General features: G+C 73.7%; 25 protein-coding genes and 1 tRNA gene. 15 read left to right on the forward strand and 11 right to left on the reverse strand.

Going from position 1 to position 25,484, the window contains the following annotated elements; translation table 11 throughout:
* Nucleotides 1-7: 7 nt before the first annotated feature.
* Entirely contained in the window at nucleotides 8-1,033 is a 1,026-nt protein-coding gene (locus FHX31_RS13145) for a LacI family DNA-binding transcriptional regulator (protein WP_013286545.1), read from the reverse strand.
* Between the two features lie 199 nt (nucleotides 1,034-1,232).
* Here FHX31_RS13145 and FHX31_RS13150 point away from each other — a divergent pair, with 199 nt between their 5' ends.
* Genes FHX31_RS13150 through FHX31_RS13160 form a run of 3 tightly spaced genes read left to right on the forward strand, consistent with a single transcriptional unit; the run spans nucleotide 1,233 to nucleotide 3,619 of the window.
* Complete coding sequence (locus tag FHX31_RS13150) at nucleotides 1,233-2,198, forward strand: acetylxylan esterase (protein WP_013286544.1); 966 nt, start codon at nucleotides 1,233-1,235, stop codon at nucleotides 2,196-2,198.
* A 60-nt stretch (nucleotides 2,199-2,258) separates the two neighbouring features.
* Entirely contained in the window at nucleotides 2,259-3,068 is an 810-nt protein-coding gene (locus FHX31_RS13155) for a M15 family metallopeptidase (protein ID WP_184977781.1), read from the forward strand.
* Between the two features lie 44 nt (nucleotides 3,069-3,112).
* On the forward strand, nucleotides 3,113-3,619 hold the full coding sequence (locus FHX31_RS13160) for a DinB family protein (protein WP_184976293.1): 507 nt from the start codon (nucleotides 3,113-3,115) through the stop codon (nucleotides 3,617-3,619).
* A gap of 24 nt (nucleotides 3,620-3,643) precedes the next feature.
* Here FHX31_RS13160 and FHX31_RS13165 read toward each other — a convergent pair whose 3' ends face one another.
* A complete protein-coding gene (locus tag FHX31_RS13165) occupies nucleotides 3,644-4,417 on the reverse strand; it encodes an alpha/beta hydrolase (RefSeq protein WP_013476636.1) in 774 nt (257 codons plus the stop codon).
* A 147-nt stretch (nucleotides 4,418-4,564) separates the two neighbouring features.
* Between FHX31_RS13165 and FHX31_RS13170 the strand changes: the two genes are divergently transcribed.
* From FHX31_RS13170 to FHX31_RS13185, 4 genes are all read left to right on the forward strand, one after another.
* Nucleotides 4,565-4,957, forward strand: coding sequence for a hypothetical protein (locus FHX31_RS13170; protein ID WP_013286540.1), 393 nt, complete (start codon nucleotides 4,565-4,567; stop codon nucleotides 4,955-4,957).
* A 76-nt stretch (nucleotides 4,958-5,033) separates the two neighbouring features.
* A complete protein-coding gene (locus tag FHX31_RS13175; protein WP_013476637.1) occupies nucleotides 5,034-5,708 on the forward strand; it encodes an HAD family hydrolase in 675 nt (224 codons plus the stop codon).
* Between the two features lie 374 nt (nucleotides 5,709-6,082).
* Nucleotides 6,083-6,155, forward strand: a tRNA-Glu gene (locus FHX31_RS13180).
* Nucleotides 6,156-6,185: 30 nt separating this feature from the next.
* Complete coding sequence (locus FHX31_RS13185) at nucleotides 6,186-7,385, forward strand: RtcB family protein (protein WP_184976295.1); 1,200 nt, start codon at nucleotides 6,186-6,188, stop codon at nucleotides 7,383-7,385.
* A 32-nt stretch (nucleotides 7,386-7,417) separates the two neighbouring features.
* Here FHX31_RS13185 and FHX31_RS13190 read toward each other — a convergent pair whose 3' ends face one another.
* From FHX31_RS13190 to FHX31_RS13210, 5 genes are all read right to left on the reverse strand, one after another.
* A complete protein-coding gene (locus FHX31_RS13190; RefSeq protein WP_013286537.1) occupies nucleotides 7,418-7,582 on the reverse strand; it encodes a hypothetical protein in 165 nt (54 codons plus the stop codon).
* The gene (locus FHX31_RS13195) at nucleotides 7,579-7,797 is read right to left on the reverse strand and encodes a helix-turn-helix domain-containing protein (protein ID WP_013476639.1); all 219 of its coding nucleotides are present in this window, start codon (nucleotides 7,795-7,797) and stop codon (nucleotides 7,579-7,581) included. Before FHX31_RS13195 ends, FHX31_RS13190 begins: the two co-directional genes overlap by 4 nt.
* Nucleotides 7,797-8,276, reverse strand: coding sequence for a DUF2975 domain-containing protein (locus FHX31_RS13200; protein WP_013476640.1), 480 nt, complete (start codon nucleotides 8,274-8,276; stop codon nucleotides 7,797-7,799). The genes FHX31_RS13195 and FHX31_RS13200 overlap by 1 nt, the downstream gene beginning before the upstream one ends.
* 31 nt (nucleotides 8,277-8,307) lie before the next feature.
* Complete coding sequence (locus FHX31_RS13205) at nucleotides 8,308-8,949, reverse strand: dihydrofolate reductase family protein (protein WP_013476641.1); 642 nt, start codon at nucleotides 8,947-8,949, stop codon at nucleotides 8,308-8,310.
* An 82-nt stretch (nucleotides 8,950-9,031) separates the two neighbouring features.
* Nucleotides 9,032-9,625 carry an HD domain-containing protein gene (locus FHX31_RS13210; RefSeq protein WP_013286533.1) on the reverse strand — a complete coding sequence of 198 codons (594 nt, stop codon included), beginning with the start codon at nucleotides 9,623-9,625 and terminating at the stop codon, nucleotides 9,032-9,034.
* 148 nt (nucleotides 9,626-9,773) lie between these two features.
* Here FHX31_RS13210 and FHX31_RS13215 point away from each other — a divergent pair, with 148 nt between their 5' ends.
* From FHX31_RS13215 to FHX31_RS13240, 6 genes are all read left to right on the forward strand, one after another.
* Nucleotides 9,774-10,727, forward strand: a complete 954-nt coding sequence (locus FHX31_RS13215) for a TolB family protein (RefSeq protein ID WP_230649811.1) — start codon at nucleotides 9,774-9,776, stop codon at nucleotides 10,725-10,727.
* 112 nt (nucleotides 10,728-10,839) lie between these two features.
* Nucleotides 10,840-11,616, forward strand: coding sequence for a class I SAM-dependent methyltransferase (locus FHX31_RS13220; protein WP_151014580.1), 777 nt, complete (start codon nucleotides 10,840-10,842; stop codon nucleotides 11,614-11,616).
* Between the two features lie 55 nt (nucleotides 11,617-11,671).
* The gene (locus tag FHX31_RS13225; protein WP_013286530.1) at nucleotides 11,672-12,673 is read left to right on the forward strand and encodes a hypothetical protein; all 1,002 of its coding nucleotides are present in this window, start codon (nucleotides 11,672-11,674) and stop codon (nucleotides 12,671-12,673) included.
* On the forward strand, nucleotides 12,670-13,323 hold the full coding sequence (locus tag FHX31_RS13230) for a sulfurtransferase TusA family protein (protein ID WP_151014578.1): 654 nt from the start codon (nucleotides 12,670-12,672) through the stop codon (nucleotides 13,321-13,323). The genes FHX31_RS13225 and FHX31_RS13230 overlap by 4 nt, the downstream gene beginning before the upstream one ends.
* Nucleotides 13,324-13,338: 15 nt before the next feature.
* Nucleotides 13,339-14,241 (forward strand): inositol monophosphatase family protein, encoded by a 903-nt coding sequence (locus FHX31_RS13235; RefSeq protein WP_013286528.1) that lies wholly within the window; start codon nucleotides 13,339-13,341, stop codon nucleotides 14,239-14,241.
* A gap of 24 nt (nucleotides 14,242-14,265) precedes the next feature.
* Complete coding sequence (locus FHX31_RS13240) at nucleotides 14,266-14,673, forward strand: VOC family protein (protein WP_047891941.1); 408 nt, start codon at nucleotides 14,266-14,268, stop codon at nucleotides 14,671-14,673.
* A 14-nt stretch (nucleotides 14,674-14,687) separates the two neighbouring features.
* Here FHX31_RS13240 and FHX31_RS13245 read toward each other — a convergent pair whose 3' ends face one another.
* The gene (locus tag FHX31_RS13245) at nucleotides 14,688-15,464 is read right to left on the reverse strand and encodes an SDR family oxidoreductase (RefSeq protein WP_184976297.1); all 777 of its coding nucleotides are present in this window, start codon (nucleotides 15,462-15,464) and stop codon (nucleotides 14,688-14,690) included.
* Nucleotides 15,465-15,602: 138 nt separating this feature from the next.
* Between FHX31_RS13245 and sigJ the strand changes: the two genes are divergently transcribed.
* Complete coding sequence (sigJ, locus tag FHX31_RS13250; RefSeq protein ID WP_091043477.1) at nucleotides 15,603-16,463, forward strand: RNA polymerase sigma factor SigJ; 861 nt, start codon at nucleotides 15,603-15,605, stop codon at nucleotides 16,461-16,463.
* A gap of 17 nt (nucleotides 16,464-16,480) precedes the next feature.
* Here sigJ and FHX31_RS13255 read toward each other — a convergent pair whose 3' ends face one another.
* Nucleotides 16,481-17,380 (reverse strand): GNAT family N-acetyltransferase, encoded by a 900-nt coding sequence (locus tag FHX31_RS13255; protein ID WP_184976299.1) that lies wholly within the window; start codon nucleotides 17,378-17,380, stop codon nucleotides 16,481-16,483.
* 76 nt (nucleotides 17,381-17,456) lie between these two features.
* On the reverse strand, nucleotides 17,457-18,689 hold the full coding sequence (locus FHX31_RS13260; protein WP_184976300.1) for an SLC13 family permease: 1,233 nt from the start codon (nucleotides 18,687-18,689) through the stop codon (nucleotides 17,457-17,459).
* A 107-nt stretch (nucleotides 18,690-18,796) separates the two neighbouring features.
* On the opposite strand from FHX31_RS13260, the gene FHX31_RS13265 reads away from it, so the two are divergent.
* Entirely contained in the window at nucleotides 18,797-24,571 is a 5,775-nt protein-coding gene (locus tag FHX31_RS13265; protein WP_184976302.1) for a WD40 domain-containing protein, read from the forward strand.
* 71 nt (nucleotides 24,572-24,642) lie between these two features.
* Here FHX31_RS13265 and FHX31_RS13270 read toward each other — a convergent pair whose 3' ends face one another.
* On the reverse strand, nucleotides 24,643-25,290 hold the full coding sequence (locus FHX31_RS13270; RefSeq protein WP_184976304.1) for a GNAT family N-acetyltransferase: 648 nt from the start codon (nucleotides 25,288-25,290) through the stop codon (nucleotides 24,643-24,645).
* Nucleotides 25,291-25,484: the final 194 nt, after the last annotated feature.

Raw genomic sequence — 25,484 nt, forward strand, 5'->3', positions numbered from 1 at the left:
GCCCGGATCAGCGGTAGGCGGGCCCCGCTGTGCTGTCCCGCACCACGAGTTCGGTGGCCAGCTCGACCCGGGGCGAGTCGATCTCCTCGCCCTGGGCCAGCCGCAGCACCGTACGCGCGGCGAGCCGGCCCATCTCCACCAGCGGCTGGCGCACCGTGGTCAGCGGCGGTGAGGCCCACCGCGCCTCGGGCAGGTCGTCGAAGCCCACCACGCTCACGTCGTCGCAGACCCGCAGCCCGCGGCGGCGCACCGCCTCGTACACGCCGAAGGCCATCTGGTCGCTGGCGGCGAAGATGGCCGTCGGCGGGTCGTCCAGGTCGAGCAGCGCGCCACCGGCGGTGAACCCGGAGGCGTGGTAGAAGTCGCCGGGCTGCACCAGCCGGTCGTCGGCGGCGACTCCGGCGGCGGCCAGCGCGGCCCGGTAGCCGTCCAGCCGGGCCCGGCTGCACAGCAGGTGCGGCGGGCCGGCCACGAAACCGATCCGGCGGTGGCCGAGCTTGAGCAGGTGCTCGGTGGCGGCCAGGCCGCCGGTCCAGTTGGTGGCGCCGATCGCCGGCACGTCCGTGGCGGCCACGCCGGCCGCCGGGTCGACCACCACCACCGGCACGTTGAGGCGCCGCAGCTGGGCCTGCACGGCCGGGCTCAGGTGCGAGGTCACCACGATCACGCCGTCGGACGCGCGGGCGCGCAGGTTGTGCAGCCACTGCCGGGTGGAGCTGGACTCGCGGTGGATCGCCGAGACGACGGTGCCCACCCCGGCGGCGTGGCTGACGTCCTCCACGCCGCGGATGATCTCCACCGCCCACGGGCTGTCCAGGTCGTTGAAGACCAGGTCGACCAGGTCCGCCCGGCGCACCGTACGGCTGCCGCGGCGCCGGTAGCCGTGGTGTCGCAGCAGCTCCTCGACCCGTTCCCGGGTGTCCGGCGCGACGTCGGACCGCCCGTTGAGCACGCGCGACACGGTCGGGACCGAGACGCCGGCCTCCCGTGCGATCGCGGTGATGGTCACCCTGCGCTCGTCGTCCGCGCTCACCCGTGTTCCCTTCGCCGGCTGCCGGAACCGACCGGTAGACCGTCCCGCCCCACGAACATCTTGCCGTACGTCGAGGGCTTGACGACAGGCCGGACCGGCCCTAGCGTTCGCACGAGTTGCGGAAACGTTCCGGAAATGCGCCCGTCATCTTCCGACGGCTCGCCGTCCACCCCCGACGAACGACGAGGAAAACCGAGGCGTGTTCACCGACCTGACCGAGGCCGAACTCCGCACCTACCGCAGCGACCTGCACGAGCCTCCGGACTTCGACGCCTTCTGGGCTGACACTCTGGCACAGGCGCGCTCCTGCGGCGACCCCGTGACGGCGACCCCGCTGCCCACGCCGCTGACCGCTGTCGACGTCTTCGACGTCACCTTCCCCGGCTTCGCCGGACAGCCGATCCGCGCCTGGCTGCGGGTGCCGCGCGGCGCGACGGAGCCGCTGCCCACGATCGTGCAGTACGTCGGGTACGGCGGCGGCCGCGGCCACGCGCTGGAGAACCTGCTCTGGTCCGCGGCCGGCTTCGCCCACCTCCAGATGGACACGCGCGGCCAGGGCTCGGGGTGGAGCCGGGGCGACACACCCGACGTCGCCGCCGCCGGACCGCAGGCGCCGGGCATGGCCACCCGGGGCATCGAGGACCCGAACAAGTACTACTACCGGCGCTTCCTCACCGACGCGGTCCGCGCCGTGGACGCCGCGTGCGAGCTGCCCGCTGTCGACCCGGACCGGCTCGCCGTACTCGGTCACAGTCAGGGCGGCGCCGCCGCGCTCGCCGCCGCCGCGCTGGCCCCGCGGGTCCGCGCGGCCGTCGCGCACGTGCCGTTCCTCTGCGACATCCCACGCGCGATCACGATCACCGACGCCACGCCGTACCGGGAGATCCGCGACTACCTCGCCGTGCACCGCGACCGCGAGGAGCAGGCGCTGCGCACGCTCGGCTACGTCGACGCCGTCGCGTTCGCCCGCCGCGCCACAGTGCCGGCCCGGTTCTCCGTCGCGCTGATGGACGAGATCACGCCGCCGTCCACCGTCTACGCCGCCTACCACGACTACCGGGGCGACAAGGATCTGACGGTGTGGCGGTTCAACGGCCACGAGGCGGGCGGCATCGACGACGACGCCGCCGCCGTCGACTTCCTGCGTACCGTGCTGGGCGGCTGACCACCGGTTCCGCCGATGCCGGCCCGTTCGGGCTGGTAGACACGGCGGATGGGCACCGGCATGCGCGCGACGGCGGTCCTGGCCGTCGCGGCCGCGCTGCTCGCCGCCTGCCAGCGGCCCGCGCCGTCCCCGTCGCCGTCCGCGCCGCCCTCACCCACCCCGACCGGCCCCCGGGCCCCGGCGGACGTCGTGGACCTCACCACCGTCGACCCCACCGTCCGCACCGACATCCGGTACGCGGGCCCGCACAACTTCGTCGGCCGTCCGATCGACGGGTACGCCGAACCGCGCTGCCTGCTCACCCGCCCGGCGGCGCAGGCGCTGCACCGGGTGCAGACCGCCGCGCTCGCCGGCGGGCACAGCCTCAAGGTGTACGACTGCTACCGCCCGCAGCGCGCCGCCGACGACTTCGTCGCCTGGGCGAAACTCCCCGGCGAGCAGCGGATGAAGGGGGAGTTCTATCCCGGCGTAGCCAAGGACCGGCTGTTCGCCGACGGCTACATCGGCGCGCCCACCGCGCACAGCCGGGGCAGCACGGTCGATCTGACCCTGGTCCCGGTCTCCGGGCCGCCGCAGGCCGCGTACACGCCCGGCCAGGCGCTCGTGCCCTGCACCGAGCCGGCCGGGCGCCGCTTCGCCGACGACTCGATCGACATGGGCACCGGGTTCGACTGCTTCGACCCGCGCGCCCACACCGCCGACGCGCGGATCAGCGACACCGCCCGGAACAACAGGGACCTGCTGCGCCGGCTGATGTCCGCGCAGGGATTCGAGAACTATCCGCTGGAGTGGTGGCACTACCGGTACGTCGACGAGCCGTACCCGGACACCTGGTTCGACTTCCCGGTGGCCGGTTCGTCACTGCGGTGACGCGGTCGTTCCACCATGATCGATTGCGGCTAGGCTCGACGCTCATGGAGACCGAACGGATCGGCCCGCCGCTGCTCGCCGGCGAACGGGAGTCGTTGCGCGCCTTCCTCGACTTCCACCGGGCCACGCTGGCCCTCAAGTGCGAGGGGCTGACCGACGAGCAGTTGCGCCGGCAGGCGTCGCCGCCGTCCACGCTGTCCCTGCTCGGCCTGGTCCGCCACATGGCCGAGGTGGAGCGCACCTGGTTCCGCCGGGTCATCGCCGCCGAGGACGTGCCGCTGGTGTGGTCGGACAGCGGCGACTTCCAGCAGGCGTACGACGCCCGCGACGCCGACGCGGCGGAGGCGTTCGAGGCGTGGCAGCGGGAGATCGAGCACGCCCAGCGCATCGAGCGGGAGGCCGAGTCGCTCGACGTCACAGGCCACCAGGCACGCTGGGGCGAGGACGTCTCGCTGCGCCTGGTCATGCTGCACATGCTGCACGAGTACGCCCGCCACAACGGGCACGCCGACCTGATCCGCGAGGCGGTCGACGGCACCGTGGGCGTCTGAGCCCGCTCAGCGCCCGCGCACCGGTCAGCGCGTGCGCAGCGGCAGCCAGGCCAGCACGTCGGAGATCCGCGCGTCCCAGTACGCCCAGTCGTGGTCACCCGGACCGAAGTCGACGGTGACCGGCACGTCGCGCTTCCGGGCCACGTCGAGGAACCGCATGCTGTCCTCGTACAGGAAGTCCTCGGTGCCGCAGGCGACGTAGAGCGCCGGCCGGTCGTCGCCGGAGCGCTCCAGCAGCCCCACCGTGTCGTCGTCGGCGGGCACCGGGCCGTCACCCCAGACGGTGCGCCACACCGCCGGGTCGACCGGACGGGTCGCATGGTGGCGGCGGCGCGTCACGTCCAGCGCGCCGGACAGGCTGGCCGCCGCCGCGAACCGCTCCGGGTGGCGCAGCGCCCACTTCATCGCCCCGTAGCCGCCCATCGACAGGCCCGCGACGAACGTGTCCTCCCGCCGCGTGGACAGCCGGAAGAACGACCGGCACACCTCGGGCAGCTCCTCGCTGAGGAACGTCCAGTACCGGTTGCCGTGCGCCTCGTCGCAGTAGAAGCTCCGCTGCACCTGCGGCATCACCACGGCCAGCCCGAGCGGCGCCACGTACCGCTCGATCGAGGTGCGCCGGGTCCACACCGTGTCGTCGTCGGTCAGGCCGTGCAACAGGTAGAGCACCGGCGGGTCGCCGTCGGAGGCGGCGCCCGGCACGCCGATCCCGGCCGCGCCGCGATCGGGCAGCAGCACCGTCATCGACGTGCCCATGCCCAACGCCTCGGAGAAGAAGTCACACCGGATCAGCGCCATGAGGCGGCAGCGTACCTCGGAGGGGTTCGATGAGGGCGTTCCTATTGCCCCGGGACCGTCGCACGGGAAAAGATGGCCGTGCGTGCCGGAAACACACTCGTAACCTGCGCGCTGCTGGTCTCTGTCACGAGGAAGTGGGAGTCAGTCATGAGCGACGTGTCGGCCGCACTGGGTGTGCGCCTCTACCCGGACCTGGTCGAGCCCGGCGGTCTCGCCCCCGCGCTCGTGGCGACCGCCGCCGCGCACCAGCTCGACGTGGGCGAGGTTACCGCGCCCGAGCAGGGGCGCAGCCGGTTCACCTGCGCCGAGATGACCTCCGCCCGGGGCGTGGTCTGCGTCAGCCTCGGCTCCCAGGCCCGCTACTTCATGATCGACCTGCGGGTGGACGGCGACGTCCAGGCGCGGGGCGACGCCACCGATCTGCTCCAGGTCGCGCAGGTGGCGGCCGCGTGGCGGGCCGGCATCACGCTCGCCGAGCTGACCGCGCGCTACCCGTTCATGGAGGAGATGCGGCGCCACCCGGTGGCGCACGCCGGCTGAGACCGGGCACCCCAGCCCTGCCCGATCCAGGTCGACCGCCGCTCCCGGACGCGTCGTGTCGATCTAGGGTGATGCGATGACCGCCAGGCGCGTGACGACAGTACTGTTCGACTTCGCCTGGACTCTGTTCGCCAGAGACTCGGAGCGTTGGGTGGGCAACGCGGCGGCATCGATCGACCGGGCATTGGCTGCTGGCGAGGCGCACCGTATTGCTGGCGACTTCGCGGAACTGTTGCGGGAGACGGCCACGGATCCGGCCCACATCGCCCGAGATCTGGATCCGCGAGTCTGGGATCGGGCGATCCTCACCGTGCTGGAACAGATTCCTGGGGTTGACCAGGCGCTGGCATCGGTCATGCACGAAACACACGCCGAAGCAATCGAGCCGTACGCCGACACCGTCGCCACGCTGTCCGCATTGCGTGACAGCGGTGTTCGCATCGGCGTCGTCAGCAACGTCGGCTGGGACATCCGCAAATGCTTCGCGCGGCACGGACTCGACGGCCATGTCGATGCGTTCGTACTGTCCTACGAGGTCGGCTTCGTCAAACCGGACCCTCGCATCTGGGGCGCCGCCCTCGAGGCCCTCCATGCCACACCGGGCCAGACCCTGATGGTCGGTGATCATCCCGCCGGCGACGGCGGATCGGTTTCCGCCGGCATACCAGCGCTGATCCTGCCAATGGTGGATTCGCCCGCGCAGAAACGCGGATTCGATTACGTGCTCAGGCTTGCCCAGGTCCCGTCCTGACGGGTCTGCCGCTGGCACTCACGTGAAGCCCCTCGTGAAGTTGATCTCTCGGCAGAGACCTCCTTCATACGAGGGCTTCACTCGCAAATTCACGTTGCCGCCGGTGCGCGGCGGCCGTACCGTGAGCGGCAACGTTCTGGTCCACCAGGGGAGTCCACCGTGTCGCAGCAGAACCGCACCCGCGCCGAGCGGCAAGCGCCGCGCGCCGGTGTCCTGCTGCCCGAATCGGGCACGGGCCGGCGACGGCAATGGCAACCAGGGTGGTGGCGCGTCTAGCGCCGGCGCGACGATCCGCGCGAACCGCCCGCCCCAGACCGGAGCCGGGCGGTTCTCCGTGTCCGGGGTGAATCCGCCGACGGCGTCACGCCGCCGGAGGGCCGTTGGAGCAATTGGCAGCTCACCCGGTTCTCACCCGGGAGGCTATGGGTTCGAGTCCCGTACGGCCTACGTCAGACGGACATGAGCAAGGAGACGACGATGGGTTTCACCCCGCTGGCCGGTACCCGGGCACCGGTCCGGGTCTGGACCGACCCGTACGCGATCGAGGCGCAGGCGGCCCGGCAGCTGCGCAACATCGGCGCGCTGCCGTGGGTGCAGGGCGTCGCGGTGATGCCGGACGTGCACTTCGGCAAGGGCGCCACTGTCGGCTCGGTGATCGCGATGCGGCAGGCCGTGTCGCCGGCCGCGGTCGGCGTGGACATCGGCTGCGGCATGTCGGCGGTGCGGACCTCGCTGACCGCCGCCGACCTGCCCGACGACCTCGCGCCGCTGCGGTCGGCGATCGAGGCGGCGATCCCGGTCGGCTTCGCGATGCGTGACGACGCCGTCGATCCGCGCCGGGTCCGGGGGCTGGAGCAGGCGGGCTGGGACGAGTTCTGGCGGCGGTTCGGGACGCTGGACCGGAAGGTGGCGCAGCTCCAGACGCGGGCGCAGCGGCAGCTCGGGACGCTCGGCGGCGGCAACCACTTCATCGAGGTCTGCCTGGAGCAGGGTGGCGCGGACGACGGCCGGGTCTGGCTGATGCTGCACTCCGGTTCCCGCAACATCGGCAAGGAGCTGGCCGAGCGGCACATGGCGGTGGCGCGCGGCCTGCCGCACAACACCGACCTGCCGGACCGGGACCTCGCGGTGTTCCTCGCCGGCACGCCCGAGATGGAGGCGTACCGGCGGGACCTGTGGTGGGCGCAGGAGTACGCCCGGCGTAACCGGGCGGTCATGCTCGCCCTGCTCTGCCAGGTGGTCCGGGAGGCGTTCCCGCACGCCGGCTACGACGAGCCGATCTCCTGCCACCACAACTATGTGGCGGAGGAGAACTACGACGGGGTGGACGTGCTGGTGACCCGCAAGGGCGCGATCCGGGCCGGCCGGGGTGACCTGGGCATCATCCCGGGCTCGATGGGCACCGGCTCGTACATCGTGCGCGGGAAGGGGAACCTCGACGCGTACTGCTCGGCGTCGCACGGCGCCGGGCGGCGGATGTCGCGGGGGCAGGCGAAGCGGACGTACAGCACCGCGGACCTGGCCGCGCAGACCGCCGGGGTGGAGTGCCGCAAGGACGCCGGTGTGGTCGACGAGATCCCCGGCGCGTACAAGGACATCACCGAGGTGATGGCCCAGCAGGAGGACCTGGTCGAGGTGGTCGCCCACCTCAAGCAGGTCGTCTGCGTGAAGGGTTGACCGGCAGGGCCGGCGTCGAGGGGGCGCCGGCCCTACCGGGTACGCCGGGCGACGCGTACGCCGATGGCGACCGCGCCGATGACGAGCAGTGCGGACAGGAACTGGAGGCCGGGGGAGTCGTCGGCCTCGCCGTACACGAAGCCGGTGACGCCGAGCACGACGGCGAGCAGGGCGACGACGACGGCCAGGTATCTCATCGCTCCTCCTCGTCGGCGACCCATTCGAGCAGGTCGCCGGGCTGGCAGTCGAGCACCCGGCACATGGCCTCCAGGGTGCTGAAACGGACGGCCTTGGCGCGGCCGTTCTTGAGTACGGCGACGTTGGCCGGGGTGAGCCCGACGCGCTCGGCGAACTCGCCGACGCTCATCTTGCGCTTGGCCAGTTCGACGTCGATGCGCACGACGATCGGCATCAGATCACCGCTTCCATGTCGGTGCGCAGCGTGGTGGCCTGGCGCAGCAGCGCGCGCAGGACGACCATCAGCAGCCCCAGCACGCTGACGCCGGTGACCAGCAGGAACAGCAGCAGTGGCAACCCCGGGTCGTCGGCGTTGAAGCCGACGTAGAGGAACACGCCGACGAGCACCACCCAGGCGGCGGCGACCGCCCAGACGATCCCGTCGACCCAGCCCAGGGACGCCTCGGTGAAGATGCGGTCGTTCTTGACCAGGGTGAGCAGGTGCCAGGTGCAGACGATCACCACCTGCACGCACAGCACCCAGAAGATCGTCACCGCGGTGGCGGGCCACCGCAGGTACGCCATGTCCGGGTTCTCGCGCGCCATGTGCGCGAACTGCCCGGGCAGCGACATGGTCTGGAACAGCACCAGGATCGCGAACAGCAGGACCAGGAAGGCGCGGAGTGGTGTCACCGCGCGTTGCGCCGTCAACATGCATCGACTATCGCGCGTAACCTATCGAAAGTCAATCGGTATCACTCGCGCGGCGGCCGACGGCGTACCTGACGTGCACCGCGTGGCGCGAGTGGTGCACGGCGCGGATCTCCAGGTCGACGTCCCGGTCGAAGCCCTCGAAGAGCCGCTTCCCGCGACCGAGGATCACCGGCGCGGTGGACAGGCCCAGCTCGTCGACCACGCCGGCCGCGAGCGCCTGCCGGATCACGTCGGCGCCCCCGCCGATGACCACCGCGCCGTCACCGGCCGTACGCCGGGCCGCCGCCAGCGCCGCGTCGAACCCGTCGACCATGAGGAAACCGGCGTCCGGGTCGGGCTGGTCGGCGGTGCGGTGGGTGAGCACGACCAGTGGCGCCTCGAACGGGTTGCTGCCGCCCCAGGCGCCGGCGCTGTCGTACATCCCCCGGCCGCACAGCGCGGCGCCGACGCCCGCCAGCAGCTCGTCGAAGTACGCGCGGTCCTCGCCGGTCATGCCGGTGCCGGGTTCGCGCGGCGTGTCGTACGTCCACGGCCCGCCCATCACCCAGTGGTGCAGCCGCTCGCCGCCGACGCCCAGCCCCTGGCCCGCGTGGTCGTCCGGACCGGTGACGTAGCCGTCCAGGGACACGGTGACGAACGCCCGCACCCGGCCCCGCGCTTCGCTGGTGCTCATGCTTCCTCCCGGAGATCGGAGAACACCGACCCGGGGCAGACCGCCCTCGCGCGGCGGACTCATCGGCGCCGCCGGTCCGACGTCAGCCGTAAACCGGATGTTCCGCCTGGAACGCCAGCCGCCGGTCCGCGCCGGCGGCCAGCTCGGCGAGGACGTCGTCGAGGTCCAGGAACGTCTGCCAGCGCTCCTGGCCGGTGATGGCGGCGAGCCGGTCGACCACGAGCTGCTCCAGGTCGGTGACCCGGCGGCCCTTCCACACCTTGTCGGCGAGGCTGACCAGCAGGTCCTCCAGCTGTACGCCGGGGGAGTGCCAGGCGGCGTGGGTGACGGCGAAACGGGCCCGCTCCTCCGGTACGCCGAAGCGCAACAGCAGCTGGTAGCCCGCCTCCTCGTGCGCCGACCCGGGGCCGGTCAGCTCGCCGGGGTGCTCGACCTTGCCGAGGTCGTGCACTGCGGCGCCGAACAGCACCGCCTGCCTGTCGAACGGCACCGCGCCGAACCGGTCGGCGAACGCGGCGGTCAGGTGCCAGGCGACGTCGTGCACCAGCCGCAGGTGCGCGCCGAGGCGCGGCGGGGCGGCGAGGGCGTCCAGCAGCTCGACCGCCACGCCGGGAAGCGGGAGCAGCGGCGGGTCGCCCGGTTCGGTGAGGGCGCGGCGCAGCGCGTCGGAGGTCATCGGGGCGAGCGTACCGGGCCGCCTCGGGCTCACCTCTGGTGATGGACGAGCAGCCGAGCGTGAAGCGGCCACTCGTCCGATTCCGGTGCGTCGATCCACTCGCGAGTGTGGGGGCCACGTCTCACACGGGGGTTGTCGAATGACCGCAATGAATCGTCGTGCCCTGCTGCGTACCGCCGCGCTGACCGGAGTCGCCGCCGCGACCGGGCTGGCCGTCGGGCCCCACGCCGCGTCCGCCGCACCCGCGTCCGCCGCCGACGTGGTGAACGGGTCGTGGCTGGTCAGCGTCGGCTGGGGTGTGCTCCAGGTCGACCCGGGCCGCACCACGCCGCGGGAGCTGCTGCCGAACGGGGACCACGCGAAGGCCTCGCCGGACGGCCGGTACGTGGCCTGGGTCAACACGGCCCGCTCGGGCGACGGCACGCTGGAGCCGTACGTGGCCGTGTACGACCGGGTCACCGGCCAGAAGCGCACACTGCTCGCCGACCCGTTCGGTGTCCGCTACGGCGCGCCGACGTGGTCGCCGGACGGCACCGAGATCGCGCTGGTCACCGGGCAGGGCAACGACCGGCTGATCGCTGTGGACGTGGTCACCGGCGCCACCCGCGTGCTGGTCGAGGGGCACTCCATGAGGGACCCGGACTGGTCCCGGGACGGCTCGATGATCGTCGTACGGTGGCGCAGCCGTTCGCAGGGCTGGCAACTGCGGGTGCTGGAACTCGCGACCGGCACGGTGCGGCCGATCTACACGCCGGTGGCGGGCGAGATGTTCATCTCGCCGGTCTTCATGCCCGACTCCGGGCGCGTCGTCTTCTGCACCAACCGCTGGCACCTGGACCGGGAGGTCTACAACCAGTCGCTGGCGTCGGTGCGCATCGGCGGCACCGGGCTGAAGAAGCTCACCGACGAGCCCCGGTTCTACCTGTCGCCGGTGTTCTCCCCGGACGGCCGCTACTGCGCCGCGCTGTCGATCCCGCCGGAGAACGAGTACCCGGACGGCGGCAACATCATCGTGTCCACCAGTGGCTTCGGCGAGCAGTGGTGGATCCCCGGCGACGAGTACGACGACAGCACCCGGCTGGACTGGGCGCGGGCGATCTGACGTAGCGCCGCGCGCACATCCGGTGGGCCGGATGTGCGCGCCGCCGGGCGTAACCGGTGCGAGGCTTGGTGCGGACGCCGCCGAAGGGGCCGGCGTCCGCTGTGGAGGGGTGATGGCCGAGCCGCCGACCGGGACGTCGTCGCACCGCGCGCAGGCGCACGGCAGGCACGCCAACCACCGCCGCTACCACGACGGCGCCGAGGTCGACGGGTACGTCGACGACCCGTACCACCGGGTGCGCCGCGCGGTCGCGGCCCGGCTGATGGCCGAGGGGGTGACCCGACGCGGGCCGGTGCTGGAACTGGGCTGCGGACCGCGCGGCATGCTCGACCCGGCCGCGCTGCCCGGCCCGGTGGTGCTCGCCGACACGGCCGAGACGGCGCTGCGCACGGCCCGCGCCGTGGCCCGCGGACGGGCGCTGCCGGTCTGCCTGGACGCCACCCGCGGGCTGCCGTTCCGGGCGGGCAGCTTCGCCGGGCTGCTCGCCGGCGAGCTGATCGAGCACGTGTACGACCCGCTGGCGCTGCTGCGGGAGTGCCACCGGGTGCTGGCGCCCGACGGCCTGCTGGTGCTCACCACGCCGAACCTGGCGCCGGTGCAGGACCGGCTGGCGTTCCTCGCCGGGCGGGCGCCACGTCAGGTCGATCCGCTGCACCCGTACCTGTGGCTGCACATCCGCCCGTTCACCGCCTCGCTGCTGCGCCGGACGCTGCGCCGGGCCGGGTTCACGCCGGTGGCGCTGCGGTCCAACGAGGTCGGCTGGCGGCTGCCGGGCGGCCGGTGGGTGGCCTCGCGGCGGCTGGCCCGCGCCGCACCGGGGCTCGGCGGTTCGCTGATCTGCGCCGCCCGCCGGCACGGCGCACCGCCACCACAGCAGAACAGGGCGTGATGGCGACATTGACAGCGGGCTATCATGAGGGTTCCGTCGTCGACCGGGGGATGTCATGACGCGCCTGCTCGCCTGGGTCGTGACCAATCTCGACGCGTTCATCGGCCTCGTCCTGGCCCTCACGGTGTCCGTGCTCGGCCTCACCAACGCGGTCGACCAGGAGGTCGTCAACAGCGCGATCCTGCTGGTCCTGGGCCTGCTCGCGCAGGCGATGCTGCGGGACCGGCTGCGCCGGCGCACCACCGAGCGGGAGGTCCGCCAGGTCATCTCGGACACCCGCGACCGGCTGACCGACCTGGTGCCGCAGATGCAGGAGATCACCGGGCCGGAGGGCGCGCTGAACCGGGCCCGTGAGGCCATCGACAGCGTCTCCATGGTGCGCGTGCTGCACGGCAGCGAGGTCGGGCAGGCGCTCGCCGAGGCGCGGAGGCACACCGACCAGTGGAGCTTCAAGGGTGGCACCGGCACCTACCTGCGCGCGGTCACGCTGCCGGACTGTCTGGAACACGCCCGGCGGCGCAACGCCACGCTCACCGTCGCGATCGAGATCATCGACCCGACCGACGAGGAGGTCTGCGAGCGGTACGCGCGGTTCCGGCGCAGCCTCGACCCGGACGCGCCCGGCGAGCCGTGGACCGTCGACCGCACCCGCAAGGAGTCGTACGCGACCGTGCTGGCCGCCTGCTGGCACCTGCAACGCTCCGGCCTGCTCACCATCGACGTCCGGCTCTCCGCGCAGATGACCACGTTCCGCTACGACCTCTCCTCCTCCTGCGTCGTCATCACGCAGGAGAACCCGCAGACGCCCGCGCTGCGCATCGACCGCGGCGAGGTCTACTACAACCGTTTCAACATCGAGCTGGACTACAGCCGCCGGCAGAGCCGGCGCGTGCCGATCGAGGCGGCGGCCCAGGTCAAGCTCGACGACGAGCCGTCGGTCGAGCAGGTACGGCGGTTGTTCACCGCCCTCGGCCTGACGCTGCCCCGGTCCTTCGGCGACCGTGAGGTCGCCGGCATCATCGGCAAGGCCGTCCAGGCGAGGAACCCCTACTCATGACCAGTTACGCCGACCTCGAACGGGAGATCGACCGGGGCACCCGGCCGGAGATGCTGCGCGGCTGGGTGCTGGACGTGCTCGGCGACGTCGCCGACGGGCGGCGGCCGGTGCGCGCGGTCCGGCACCCGCTCGGCTTCACCTGCCTGCCCGTGGAACGCGACGGCCCGGACGGCATCTGCGTGCACGCCTGGCCGGCCGACCCGACGCCGGTGCGCCCGACCACCTCCACCATGCACTCGCACAGCTGGGACCTGCTCAGCCACGTGCTGCACGGGACCGTCCGCAACGAGCTGATCGAGGTCGACGACGCGCCGGCCGACCCGGCCTGGCGGATCTACGAGGTGCACAGCCTCGGCGAGGTGGACGAGATGGCCGCCACCGACCGGCTGGTCACCGCGATGACCGCGACGGTGGAGACGCACTCCGCAGGCGACTCGTACGCGCTGCGTGCCGGCGGTTTCCACACCTCGGAGGTCGACGCCGGTGAGCCGGCGGTGACAGTGGCGCTCGGCCGGACCACTCCCGGCGCGTGCGACCTGAGCCTCGGCGCGGTGGACGGGCGCAGCCACCGGGTACGCCGGGACCGCTGCGACGCGGCGGAGACCGCGCGGATGGCGCGGGAGATCGCGCGACTGGTGGCACGGGGCTGACTGGCTGGAGGAGCCATGGACGTGGAGCCGAGCAGAGGCGGGCCCGACCTGCGCGACGCGCACCGGTTCGCGGTGGAGGCAGCGCAGGCGGCGGGCCGCCTGCTGCGCCGGGGCACCCGGGGGGAGGTGCACGCCCGGGCCAAGAACGACACCGGTGACCTGGTGACCGACCTCGACCTGGCCGCCGAGCGGCTGATCGTCGACCGGATCCGGGCCCGCTGGCCGGAGCACGGCGTGATCGCCGAGGAGGGCGGCGAGTACGCCCCGGACACCGCGTGGGCGTGGCTCGTCGACCCGCTGGACGGCACCAACAACGTGGCGATCGGGCTGCCCGCGTACGTGGTCGGGATCGCCCTGTGCGACAACGGCTCGCCGGTGCTCGGCGTGGTGCACGACCCGGTCGCGGGCCGGACCTGGTCGGCGGTGCGCGGCCGGGGCGCGTTCGTGCACGCGTCCGGCCCGGCCGCGCGGCCGCTGCGGGCCGCGCAGCGCCCGGTGCCGTCCGCGCCGGTGCTGGCCTGGACCCAGGGGCACGAGGTACGCCGGGACGACAGCACCGCCCGCGCGCTGAAGGTGGTGCTGGACACCAGCGCCCGCCGGGTGCTGCAACTGTGGGCGCCGCTGCTGTCCTGGGTGATGCTGGCCCGCGGCGACATCGACGGCATCGTCGGCTACCGCCCCGAGGCGGTCGACCTGCCGGCCGGGATGCTGCTCGCCGTCGAGGCCGGCATGGCGGTCCGCGCGCTCGACGGCGGCACGTTCGACGACCGGTACGGCTGCCCCGCCGACCGGCGCAGCTTCGTGGCCGGGCCGCCGGAGACCATCGACCGGCTGGTCAAACTGGTCACCGCGGCACAGTGGATCGAGCCGCAGGTACGCCGCCTCACCCCGGTCGGCCTCGGCTCGGTCGGCTGGTGAGCCGGGTCGGCTAGCCTCGGCGGGATGGCCGCCAGACAGCTCAAGATCGGGCTCCGGGTCCGCGACCTGGACCGCTCCCACCGGCTCTACCTGCGACTCGGCTTCAAGGAGATCCCGCAGACCGACCAGACGAACCTGCGTTACCTCACGTTCGGCCACACCTGGCTGATCCTGTCCGACCTGCACCGCCACGGGCACCACAACGCGGAGCGGGAACGCGAGGTCAAGGCCGGGCCGCCGGGGCTCGGTGTCGTCCTCACCGTGCCCACCGCCGACCTGGACGCCACGTACGCGCTGTGGCGCGACGAAGGGCTGCCGGTGACGCTGGAGCCGGAGGACGTGGGATGGGCGCGGATCTTCTACGGGCTCGACCCGGACGGCTACGAGGTCATGTGCGAGCAGTTCCACCCGCCGTCGCGCGCCGCCTCCTGACGCACCGTGGCGGGTCAGGCGACCGGCCGCGACGGCTCCCGCTCGGCCAGGAAGCCCGTCCAGGTCCGCACGCCTCTCGCGGCGCCTGGCCGGGCCAGGTTCGCGCCCTCCCGGTACGCCCGGCCGGCCCGCCCGGGAATGCGCACCGGCAGCCGTGCCCGGCGCTTCCCGGTGGCCGCCAGGTGTCCGGTCAGCAGGTCACCGATGCCGTACGTGTCCGGCCCGGCCAGGTCCGGCACCAGCCCGGCCGGTGCGCCCAGCGTCAGCTCGGCCAGCCGGGCCGCCACCTCGGCCGCGTCGACCGGCTGCAACCGCAGCCCACCCGGAACCGGCACCACCGGCAGCCGCGTCATCGCCGTCAGCATCGTGAACACCAGGTCGTGCACCTGCGCGGCGCGCAGCACGGTCCAGGGCACGCCGGAGTCCGTCACCGCGCGCTCGGCGTCGAGCTTGGACCGGATCCAGGCCAGCGGCACCCGGTCGGCGCCGGTCACCGAGATGTGCACCAGGTGGGCCACAGCTGCCCGGTGCGCGGCGCGGGCCAGGTGGGCGGTGGCACGGTCGTCGCCCTTCGCGCCGCCGGCCAGGTGCAGCACAGTGGACACCCCGCTCAGGGCGGGGCCGAGGTCCGCGCCGCCGAGCAGGTCGGCGGCCACGTGGGTGACACCGTCGCCGGGCCGCCCGCCGCGCCGGCTGAGCACGCGCACCGGGTGCCCGGCGGCGCGCAGCAGCGGCACGACGTGCCGGCCGATCGTGCCGGTGCCGCCGGTGACCAGAATGGGTGCGTTCATCGTCGTCCTCCCGTTGTCGGTGCTGCCACCTCGACCCGCGCCGGCCTGCCGACGTGACAGGTGTGACGGCTGTCACCTGTGGTCACATCGGTGACCCGGCGCGGGTCGAGTCGATGTGCGGGAGGGGAGGCTCAGGTGATGGACCTGGCGGAGCGGTTCGAGCGGGAGCGGCCACGGCTGCGCGCGGTGGCGTACCGGCTGCTCGGGTCGCTCACCGACGCCGAGGACGCGGTGCAGGAGACCTGGCTGCGGCTGTCCCGCACCGACGCGGACACCGTGGAGAACCTCGACGCCTGGCTCACCACTGTGGTCGCCCGGGTCAGCCTCAACACGCTGCGGTCCCGCGCCGCCCGCCGGGAGGACCCGCTGGACGTACGCCTACCCGATCCGGTGGTGGACACCGGCGCCGACGATCCGGCGCACGCCGCGGTGCTCGCCGACTCGGTGGGCCTGGCGCTGCTGGTGGTGCTGGACACGCTGACCCCGGCCGAGCGGCTCGCGTTCGTGCTGCACGACATGTTCGGCGTGCCGTTCGACGAGATCGGCCCGCTCGTCGACCGCTCGCCGGCGGCGGCCCGGCAGCTCGCCAGCCGGGCCCGCCGCCGGGTACGCGGGCAGGCGCCCATCCCCGATCCGGACTTGTCCCGGCAGCGGGCGGTGGTCGACGCCTTCCTCGCCGCCGCCCGCGACGGTGACCTCGACGCGCTGATCGCGGTGCTGCACCCGGACGTGGTGCTGCGCTCCGACGCCGGGACCGCCCGCGCCCGCCACACGGTCGTGCTCACCGGCGCGACGACTGTGGCGGCGCAGGCCACCACGTTCGGCCGGCTGTTCCCGCACGCCCGGCCGGTGCTCGTCAACGGCGCCGCCGGGGTGCTGGTGACCGCCGGCGACCGCCCGCTGTCGGTGATGGCGTTCACCGTCACCGGCGGCCGGATCGCCGCCGTGGACGTGATCGCCGACCCGCGCCGGCTGGCCGCGCTCGGCCTCGCCGGCTGACCCGGAGTCGCGGACCGTCAGTCGACCAGGGCCAGGTTGGCCATGTCGACCACCGGGCGGAAGCCGAGCCGGGCGTAGAGCCGGTTCGACACCGGGTTGGCCTGGTCGGTGAACAGGCACACCCGCGCGCCCTCGGCGGTGAGCAGCCGGCACACCTCGGCGACGGCGTTGCCGGCCCAGCCGCGTCCGCGCTGCTCCGGTGGCGTGTAGACGGGTCCGACGCGAGCCACGCCGAACGACGTCGGGTGGGCGGCGGTCAGGTGCACCGGGCGGCCCGACCCGTCGGTCCAGAACCAGACCCGGCCGTCCCGGATCCGGCGCAGTAGCTCGGCGCGGTCGGGCGTCTCGTGTGCGCTGGTGCCGGGCGGGCGGCCCGCCTGCTCGTCGGCGTCGGCCGTGAACGCGCCGAACCACGCGGCGACCAGGTCGACGTCGTCGGTGGTGGCCGCCCGCAGCGCGCCGGGGACCGGAGCCGGTGGTGCCAGTTGGTCGAGCACGTGCAGCCGGGTGTGCTGGGCCACAGCGACCCGCCCGCCGTCGAGGCGTGCCACCTCGTCGGCGCAGGCGCGCGCGGCGGGCAGCGCGCCGTTCACCGCGCGGACCCGCTCGCCGCGCCTCTGCCACGCCCGGGCCAGCGCCACCGCGGCCTCTTGCGGCATCGGCAGCAGGAACGACGGTCGCGGCGGGAACGGCGCGGTACGCATCGCGGCGCCCACCACCGCCCCGGAGGACTCGCGCACCACCAGCCACCAGTCGTCCTCGGGCAGCGCGACGCCCTCGGCGCGGCGGGCCGCCATCCGCTGCGCGACGGTGGCGACCACAGTGCCGACCACCGGATCGGCCGCCAGGTACGCCTCGGCGGCGGCGAGGAACTCGCCCGGGTCGGTGCAGAAGTGCAGCGTGGGCGCGGCGGTCATGCGGGCACGGTAGCCGCCGCCCGGGATCGGGCCGTACCGGTTTTCCCGCCCCGGCTCAGGGGGCGATGCCGCGATGCTAGGCGCCGGGACCGACAAGAAGCGCCGTCACGGTGGCGGCGGTGGCGAGCACGGCGAGCGCGGCACTGGTGGCCACGAACCGGCCCAGCGGTACGGCGACCCCGGCGGCCCGGCAGCGCTCGTACCAGATCAGTGTCGCCAGCGACGCCCACGGCGTGGCCAGCGGACCCACGTTCGTGCCGATCAGCAGCGCCAGCAACTGGGTGTGCCGGTCGGCCGCGATCACCGCCTCGCCGGCCAGGTATGCGGGCAGGTTGTTCACCACGTTGCTGAACAGCGCGCCGACCGCGCCCGCCCGCAGCGCCCCCTCCGCGCCCGGGTCGGTGCCGATGAGCGTGCCCATCACCGTGTCCAGGCCGTGCCGGCCGATGGTCTGCACCACCAGGAACAGCCCGGTCACGAACACCAGCAGCCGCCACGGCACCAGTGCCGGACGCAGCCGGTGCCGGGCCCGGACCGCGAAGCCGGCGACCAGGATCGCGGCGGCCGCCCCGGAGGCGATGCCGATCTCCACCCCGGCGAGGATCCCGGCGACGAACAGCAGGCAGGCCGCCAGCGCGGTGCGGTAGAGCACCCGGTCCGGCGGCACGTACGGCGGCGGCGGGACGAACGGGTCGGCCCCGGCGCGCGCCGGACGCCAGTACCACCACCACAGCAGCAGCGCGGTCACCGCGACGGCGACCAGTTGCGGCCACCACATCCGGGCCGCCCACGGCACCGGGTCCAGGTCGACCCGGTCGCTGGCCAGGATGTTGGTCAGGTTGGACACCGGCAGCAGCAGGCTCGCCGTGTTCGCCAGCCACACGGTGGTCATGGCCAGCGGCGTCGGCGGCACGTTCAGCGCCCGGGCCAGCGCGATCATCACCGGCGTGAGCAGCACCGCCGTGGTGTCCAGGTTGAGCGCGATCGTGGTCACCGAGGCGAAGCCGACGCACAGCCAGAACAGGGCCCGGAAACTGCCCCGCGCGGTCACCGCCACCCGGGTCGCCAGAGCGTCGAACACCCCGGCCACGGCGGTCAGCTCGGCCAGCACCACCACCGTGCCGAGGAAGATCAGGATGGGGATGATCCGCCGCATCGTCGCCTCGGCGTCGGCGCGGGGGAGCAGCCCGGTGAGCACGAACACCGCTCCGAGCACGGCCAGCCCGATCGCGATCCAGTCCAGCACGTGCAGGCGGCCCCAGCGGGAACGGTCGGGCACGGCGTTCGGCGGATCGCCGGGGGTCTCCACGAGGGATGATCCTCGCACATGCCGGCGCGGGCGGAGGAGCCCGACGCGGGACGATCCGAGCTGCCGAGGGTGTCGATCTGTTGACCGTCGGTGGCCATAATGACCATGTGGTTGTAGGCGCGCACCCCACCCGGTCCGACCGCCCCATCGATTTCTTCATCAGCTACTCGCCGGCCGACGAACGCTGGGCCACGTGGCTGGCGTGGGAGTTCGAGGCGGCCGGCTATCGCACGTTGTTGCAGGCGTGGGACTTCGTGGCAGGCACCAACTTCATCGACTTCATGGACCGTGGCGTCCGCGAGGCCGAGGTGGTGGTGGCGGTGCTGTCCGAACGCTACCTGCACTCCACGTACGGCAAGCTGGAGTGGCAGGCCGCGCTGCGCGCCGACCCGGACGGCACCGGCAACAAGCTCGTCACGGTACGCGTCGAGGACTGCCCGATCGACGGCCTGCTCGCCACCATCACCTATGTGGACCTGGTCGGTGTGGACGACCCGGCGCAGGCCCGCAACCGGGTGCTCGACCGCATCCGGGAGGCGCTCGACGGCCGGGCCAAGCCGATGCGGCAGCCGGCGTTCCCGCACCACCCGGCCGACCCGCACGGGGTGCTCGCCGCGCCCGCCGCCGGAGCGCCCGCGCCCCGCCGCGCCCGGCGTACCCCGATCAACCCGCCGCCGTTCCCGCCCGCCGCGGCGGCGCCACCGACCGCCCGGGACACCGTCACCGTGCTCCAGGTCGCCGGGCCGCGCTTCGGCCGGGGCGTGATCACCCCCGGCGCGCCGGTCACCCCGGGCGAGGTGCAGGAACACCTGATGGGCGACCTCACGCTGCTGATGAACGACGGCGTGCCCCGGCCGGACCTGCTCGTCGTCGCCGGCAACCTCACCGAGTCGGGCAGCCCGCGCGAGTTCTCCGACGCGCTGAGCTTCCTCACCGGCCTGCGGGTGCTGCTCGGGCTGGAGCCGCACCGGCTCGTCGTGGTGCCCGGCCCGCGCGACGTGACTATGGCCGCCTGCCGCGCGTACTTCGCCACCTGTGAGGCCGACGACGTCGACCCGCAGCCGCCGTACTGGCCGAAGTGGCGGCACTACGCGCGCCTGTTCGACGACCTCTACCAGGGCCTCGACGACCGGATCTTCGACAGCGAGCAGCCCTGGACGCTGTTCCCGGTGCCCGACCTGCGGGTGGTGGTGGCCGGGCTGAACTCCACCATCGCCATCACCCACCGCGAGGAGGACCGGTACGGCTTCCTCGGCGAGGCGCAGTCCAGCTGGTTCGCCCAGCGGCTGCGCCACTACCAGCAGTCCGGCTGGCTGCGGCTGGGCGCGATGGCGCACGCGCCGGGGGCGCGCAGCCCGTACGCCGACGAGGTGCCGCCGGACCCGGTGTCGCTGCGCGACCGGGGCTCGGTCAACCGGCTGGTCGGCCCGATGCTCGACCTGCTGCTCTCCGACGCCGCGCCGTCGGCCCGGGTGGACCCGGTGGTGCCGCTGGCCGCCGCGCCCCGCGACGGCCGGGCGCAGGTGCTGCGGCTGGGCGCGGACGGGATGACCCGCTGGGTGCTCGGCCGCGACGACCGGCTGGCCGGCGGCGCGGTGACCGCCGTGTCCTGGCCGCACGCCGAGGCCACCTTCGGCGCGTCCGGCCCGGCCCAGGTACCCGACCCGCGCCGCCCGGTCGCCGTCGAGGGGGCCACCCAGGGCGCCGCGGTGGCCGCCGCGCCGGTCGCACCGGTGCAGCGGCTGCTGGACCGGCTCGCCGAGGTCTGCGAGGCCCGCTACGACCGGGTGGTGGTGCGCCGCGTCGACACCGACCCGCCGCACCTCTACATCAGCTACCGCTCCGACGGGGTGGTCCGTCAGCAACGCGTCGGCGCGCACGTGGGCACCCCCACCGCCGCCGACGTGGACGTCTTCGCCCGGCGGGTGCACGCCACCGACCCGGACATCGCCTCCGAGCTGGTCTACGACGGCGACCGCGTGCCGCGCGGGCTCGCCGAGGAGGCACAGCGGCGGGGCGTACGCGTGCTGCACCTGACCGAGTTCCAGGGCCTGCTCGACCTGCGCGAGTACGTCGCCGCGCAGACCGCCCGGCTCCAGGCGGACCGGCTCTACCCACCCGGGCAGTACGTGCCGCAGCGCTACCGCCACCTCGTCGGCGCCAACCAGCGCGTCCGCGACGACGTGGTGGACGAGCTGCTGGAGACCGTCTCCGCGCCGGACGGCCGGTTCGTGCTGGTGCTCGGCGACTTCGGCCGGGGCAAGACGTTCGCGTTGCGGGAGGTGGCCCGCCGGCTGCCCACGGCCGCACCCGACCTGATCCCGATCCTGGTGGAGCTGCGGGCGCTCGACAAGGCGCACTCCGTGGACGGCCTGGTCGCCGCGCATCTGGCCAACCACGGCGAGCAGGTGATCGACCTCAAGGCGTTCCGCTACATGCTGCGCCAGGGTCGCATCGTGCTGCTGTTCGACGGGTTCGACGAGCTGGTCGCCCGGGTGACGTACGACCGGGCGGCCGACCACCTGGAGACGCTGCTCCAGGCCGCCGAGGGCAACGCGAAGATCGTGGTGAGCAGCCGTACCCAGCACTTCAAGACCAACTCGCAGGTGCTGACCGCGCTCGGCGAGCGGGTCGGCCTGCTGCCGCACCGGCGCGTGCTCGCGGTGGAGGACTTCACCCCCGGGCAGATCGAGGCGTTCCTGCGCAACCGGTACGGCGGCGACGAGCGGGCCGCCCGCGAGCGGATGGACCTGCTCGCCGGCGTGAAGGACCTGCTCGGGCTCTCCCGCAACCCGCGCATGCTCGGCTTCATCGCCAACCTGGACGAGGGGCGGCTCGCCGCCGTGGCCGGGGCGGGCGGCACGTTCAGCGCCGCCGCGCTGTACCGGGAGATCCTGGAGTCCTGGCTGGACTTCGAGGAGCGCCGCACCCAGGGCATCCCGGGCGCACCGGTCAGCCTGCGCCGGCCCGAGCTGTGGCAGGCGGTGAGCCGGCTGGCGTTCCAGCTCTGGGAGAGCGGCGAGGCATACCTGCGCCTGGCCGAGCTGGCCGAGTCCACCGGCCAGCTCGCCGGGCGGGCCGACTCGCGGCTGTCCGGCCCGCAGGCTGCGCACGCGGTCGGCGCGGGCAGCCTGCTGGTCCGTACCGACGACGGGTTGTTCGGGTTCATCCACACCTCTGTGATGGAGTGGCTCGTGGCCGAGGGGGTGGCCGAGCAGATCAACAGGGGCGAGGAGCCGGGCGCGCTGGCGGTCCGGTCGCTGTCCGCGCTCGCGGTGGAGTTCCTCGGCGACCTCGCCGACCCGGCCCGCTGCACCGCGTGGACCGCCCGGGTGCTCGGTGACGAGTCGGCGGGCGAGACGCTGCGCGCCAACGCGCTGCGGCTGTCCGCCCGGCTGCGCCTGCCCGACCGGGCCGACCTGCGCGGCGCGGTGCTGCGCGGCGAGGACCTGTCGCACCGCGAGCTCGCCGGGGCCGACCTGACCGGGGCCGACCTGACCGACGCGCGGCTGGTCGCCACGAACCTGACCGAGGCGCGGCTGGAGCACGCCCGGCTGCGCGGCGCCCGCCTGGACCAGGCCCGCCTCGCCGGGGCCGACCTGCGCGACGCGGAGATGGCCGGGGCCCGCCTGTTCCGTACCGACCTGCGGGGTGCGCGCGTGGCCGGCAGCAGCTGGCACCGCACCGCGCTGATCGATGTCAGCGCCGACCCGGCGCTGCTGCGCGCCCCGGAACTGCGCGGCGCCGTCGTCGCGCCGGGCCGTCCGGTCGCGCCGGGCCTGGCCCCGCCCGCCGTGGGCGTCGGCTACGGCTTCGAGGTGGGCCGGCTGCCGGTGCCGGTGGCGTACAGCCCGGACGGCGCGGTGCTCGCCGTCGGCAGCGACGACGGCGGTGTGCTGCTCTGCGACACCGCCACCGGGCTGCCGGTGCGCACGCTCCAGGGACACCGGTCCCGGGTGTACGCGGTCCGCTACGACGCCGCGTCCCACCAGCTCGTCACCGGCTCGGCCGACCTCACCGTACGGCTGTGGGACGCCGACCACGGCGACGTGCGGCACGTCATCGAGGACGTCTTCACCGGCTGGGTGTGGCCGATGCTCACCGACGGCCGCCGCGGCCGCCTGGTGGTCGGCGACGCGGCCGGCGTGGTGCGGCTCTACGACACCCGTGGCGCCCGGCTGCGTCACGAGTGGCCCGGCCACTCCGCGCCGATCTGGGGCACCTCGTTCAGCCCGGACGGGCGGCGCGTGGTGGTGGCCGACAGCGCCGGCACGGTCCGCGGCTGGGACATCCCCACCGGCAAGCTGGCGTTCGAGGTGCAGGAGCCCGAGGTGGTCTACCGTGTCGTGCACTCACCGGACGGCCGGCTGCTGGCCGCCGTCGGGCAGCACGGCCGCGTCTGGATCCGCCGGGCCACCGACGGCGAGCTGCTGCGCGCGCCGCGCGGCCACGAGGCCGACGTGTACGCCCTCGACATCCACCCCGACGGCACGCTGATGGCCACCGGCGACACGCACGGCGCGCTGCGGCTGTGGGAGACCGAGACGGGCCGGCCGGTGCGGGTGCTCGGCCGGCAGCGCGGCGCGATCTACAGCGTCCGGTTCAACGGCGACGGCAGCCTGCTCGCCACCGCCGCCAGCGACGGCGCGATCCAGCTCTGGGACACCGACGACGGGCAGGTGCGGCACGAGCTGACCCGGCACCGCGGCTCGGTGTGGCCGGTGGTCTGGCGGCCGGACCAGAACCAGGTGGCGACCAGCAGCAACGACGGCACCACCCGGCTGTGGGACGTCCGCAGCGGGCAGCTCCAGCACACGCTGCGCGGGCACGGCCGCAAGGTCACCGCGCTGTCCTTCCGCGACGACGGCGAGGTGCTCGCCGCCTGCGGCAACGACGGCGTGATCCGGCTCTGGGAGCCGCGCACCGGCCGCCTGGTGCGGCAGCTCGCCAGCCCGGCCGACCGGCTGCTGTCCGTGGTGTTCTGCCCGGATGAACCGCTGGTGGCCACGCCCAGCGGCGACGGCGGCGTGCACCTGTGGAACACCGACACGGGCGCCGACGAGCGCGAACTCAACGTGGACACCGACCACGTCTGGGCGGTCGCGTTCAGCCCCGACGGCGACGCACTCGCCACCGCCAACGACGACGACACGGTACGCCTGTGGTACCGCCGTACCGGCCGGCACTTCGCCACGCTCACCCCGCACCGGGGGCGCGTGCGCACCGTCGCGTTCAGCCCCGACGGCGAGACCATCGCCACCGGCTGCGACGACCAGGCGGTACGGCTCTGGGACGCCGCCACCGCCACCTGCCGGCTCACGCTCGAACACCACACCGACCGGGTCTACTCGGTCGGCTTCAACAGCGAGGGCACGCTGCTCGCCAGCGCCGGTAACGACGGCACGGCGGTGGTCTGGGACGCGGTCACCGGCGAGCGGCGCCTGGTGCTCACCGAGCACGACGGCCGGCTCTGGTCCTGCGCGTTCAGCCCGGACGGCAACCTGCTCGCCACCGCCGGCGACGACCTGGTGATCCGGCTGTGGGATCCGGTCACCGGCCGGCTGCACGGCACCCTTGCGGCGCACACCCGGCGCGTCTGGTCGGTGCACTTCAGCCCGGACAGCAGCCTGCTCGCCAGCGCCGGTGACGACGGCACGGTACGGCTGTGGGACGTGGCCGACCCCGAGCACGCCCAGTTGCGGACCACGCTCATCGGCCTGCCGGACGGGTGGGCGGCGGTCAGCCCGGACGGCCGGTACAAGCTGGACGGCGACCCGGGCGGCCAGTTCTGGCACGTCATCGGCACGTGCCGCTTCGAGGTGGGCGAGCTGGACCCCTACCTGACCCAGGTCCGCCGCCTCTCAGTAGACGCCCCCTTCTGAACCCCCCCCGGCCCCGGTGATCAAGGAGTTCGTGTCCGGATCGGACGTCGTCTCCGACACGAACTCCTTGGTCAACTCCGGGCAGGCGGGGGAGACAGGGCGGCAGGTCCGGTCCAGCGGACCTCGCCGTCGTGCCACACGTCGGTCGGGGCCAGGCCGCAGGCCGTGGCCACCGCGGCCGACGCGCGGTGGTCGGGATGGATGTGGGCCACGAGGGTACGCACACCGCGCCGCCCCATCCAGCCGACCATGCCACGGGCGGCCTCGGTGGCGATCCCGCGCCCCTGCCACCGTGTTCCCACCACCCAGGCGATCTCCGCGACCGGTCCCGCGGTGGCCGGTGTCGCCTCGTCGAGGTGCCGGTGTCCTACCGCCCGCGCGCCCGCCGTGGCGGCGTCCGTCACCGTCCCGTGTGCCTCGGTGACTGTGGCCTGGATGAAGCCGGTCAGCCGGCCGCCGTCCCGGAGCCGGATGACCCAGTTGCACCACGACTCGGCCGGGTCGGGCGAGCCGGCGACAAGCCGTTCGTAGCGGGCCCGCAACGCCGCCGGGGTGGCGGGTTCGCCGCCGATGAAGGTGTGCAGCGCCGGGTCGGCGAGGACGGCGGCCATCTCCTCGGCATGCTCGACACCCAGCGGCAGCAGGACCAGCCGGGCGGTGGGGATCGGTTCCGGCGTGAACCCGCTCATCGACGTCAGCGCGCCGGTCGACTCATCCATGATCGCGCTTCCAGTAGAGCGATGACCTGGTCTCGCGGGAGCGAAACGGACCTCACGGTATCCCAGACCCGCCCAGAGAAACGCAACGCCGTCCCCGACCCTCCAGGGCGGGCAGCCCCGGGCCGGCAGCCCTCGCTGATCTTGCAGTTTGTGCCCGGGCGAATGGGACATTCACGTCACCGCTCGGGCCGAAA

This window comes from Micromonospora sp. CNZ286, from assembly GCF_014207755.1.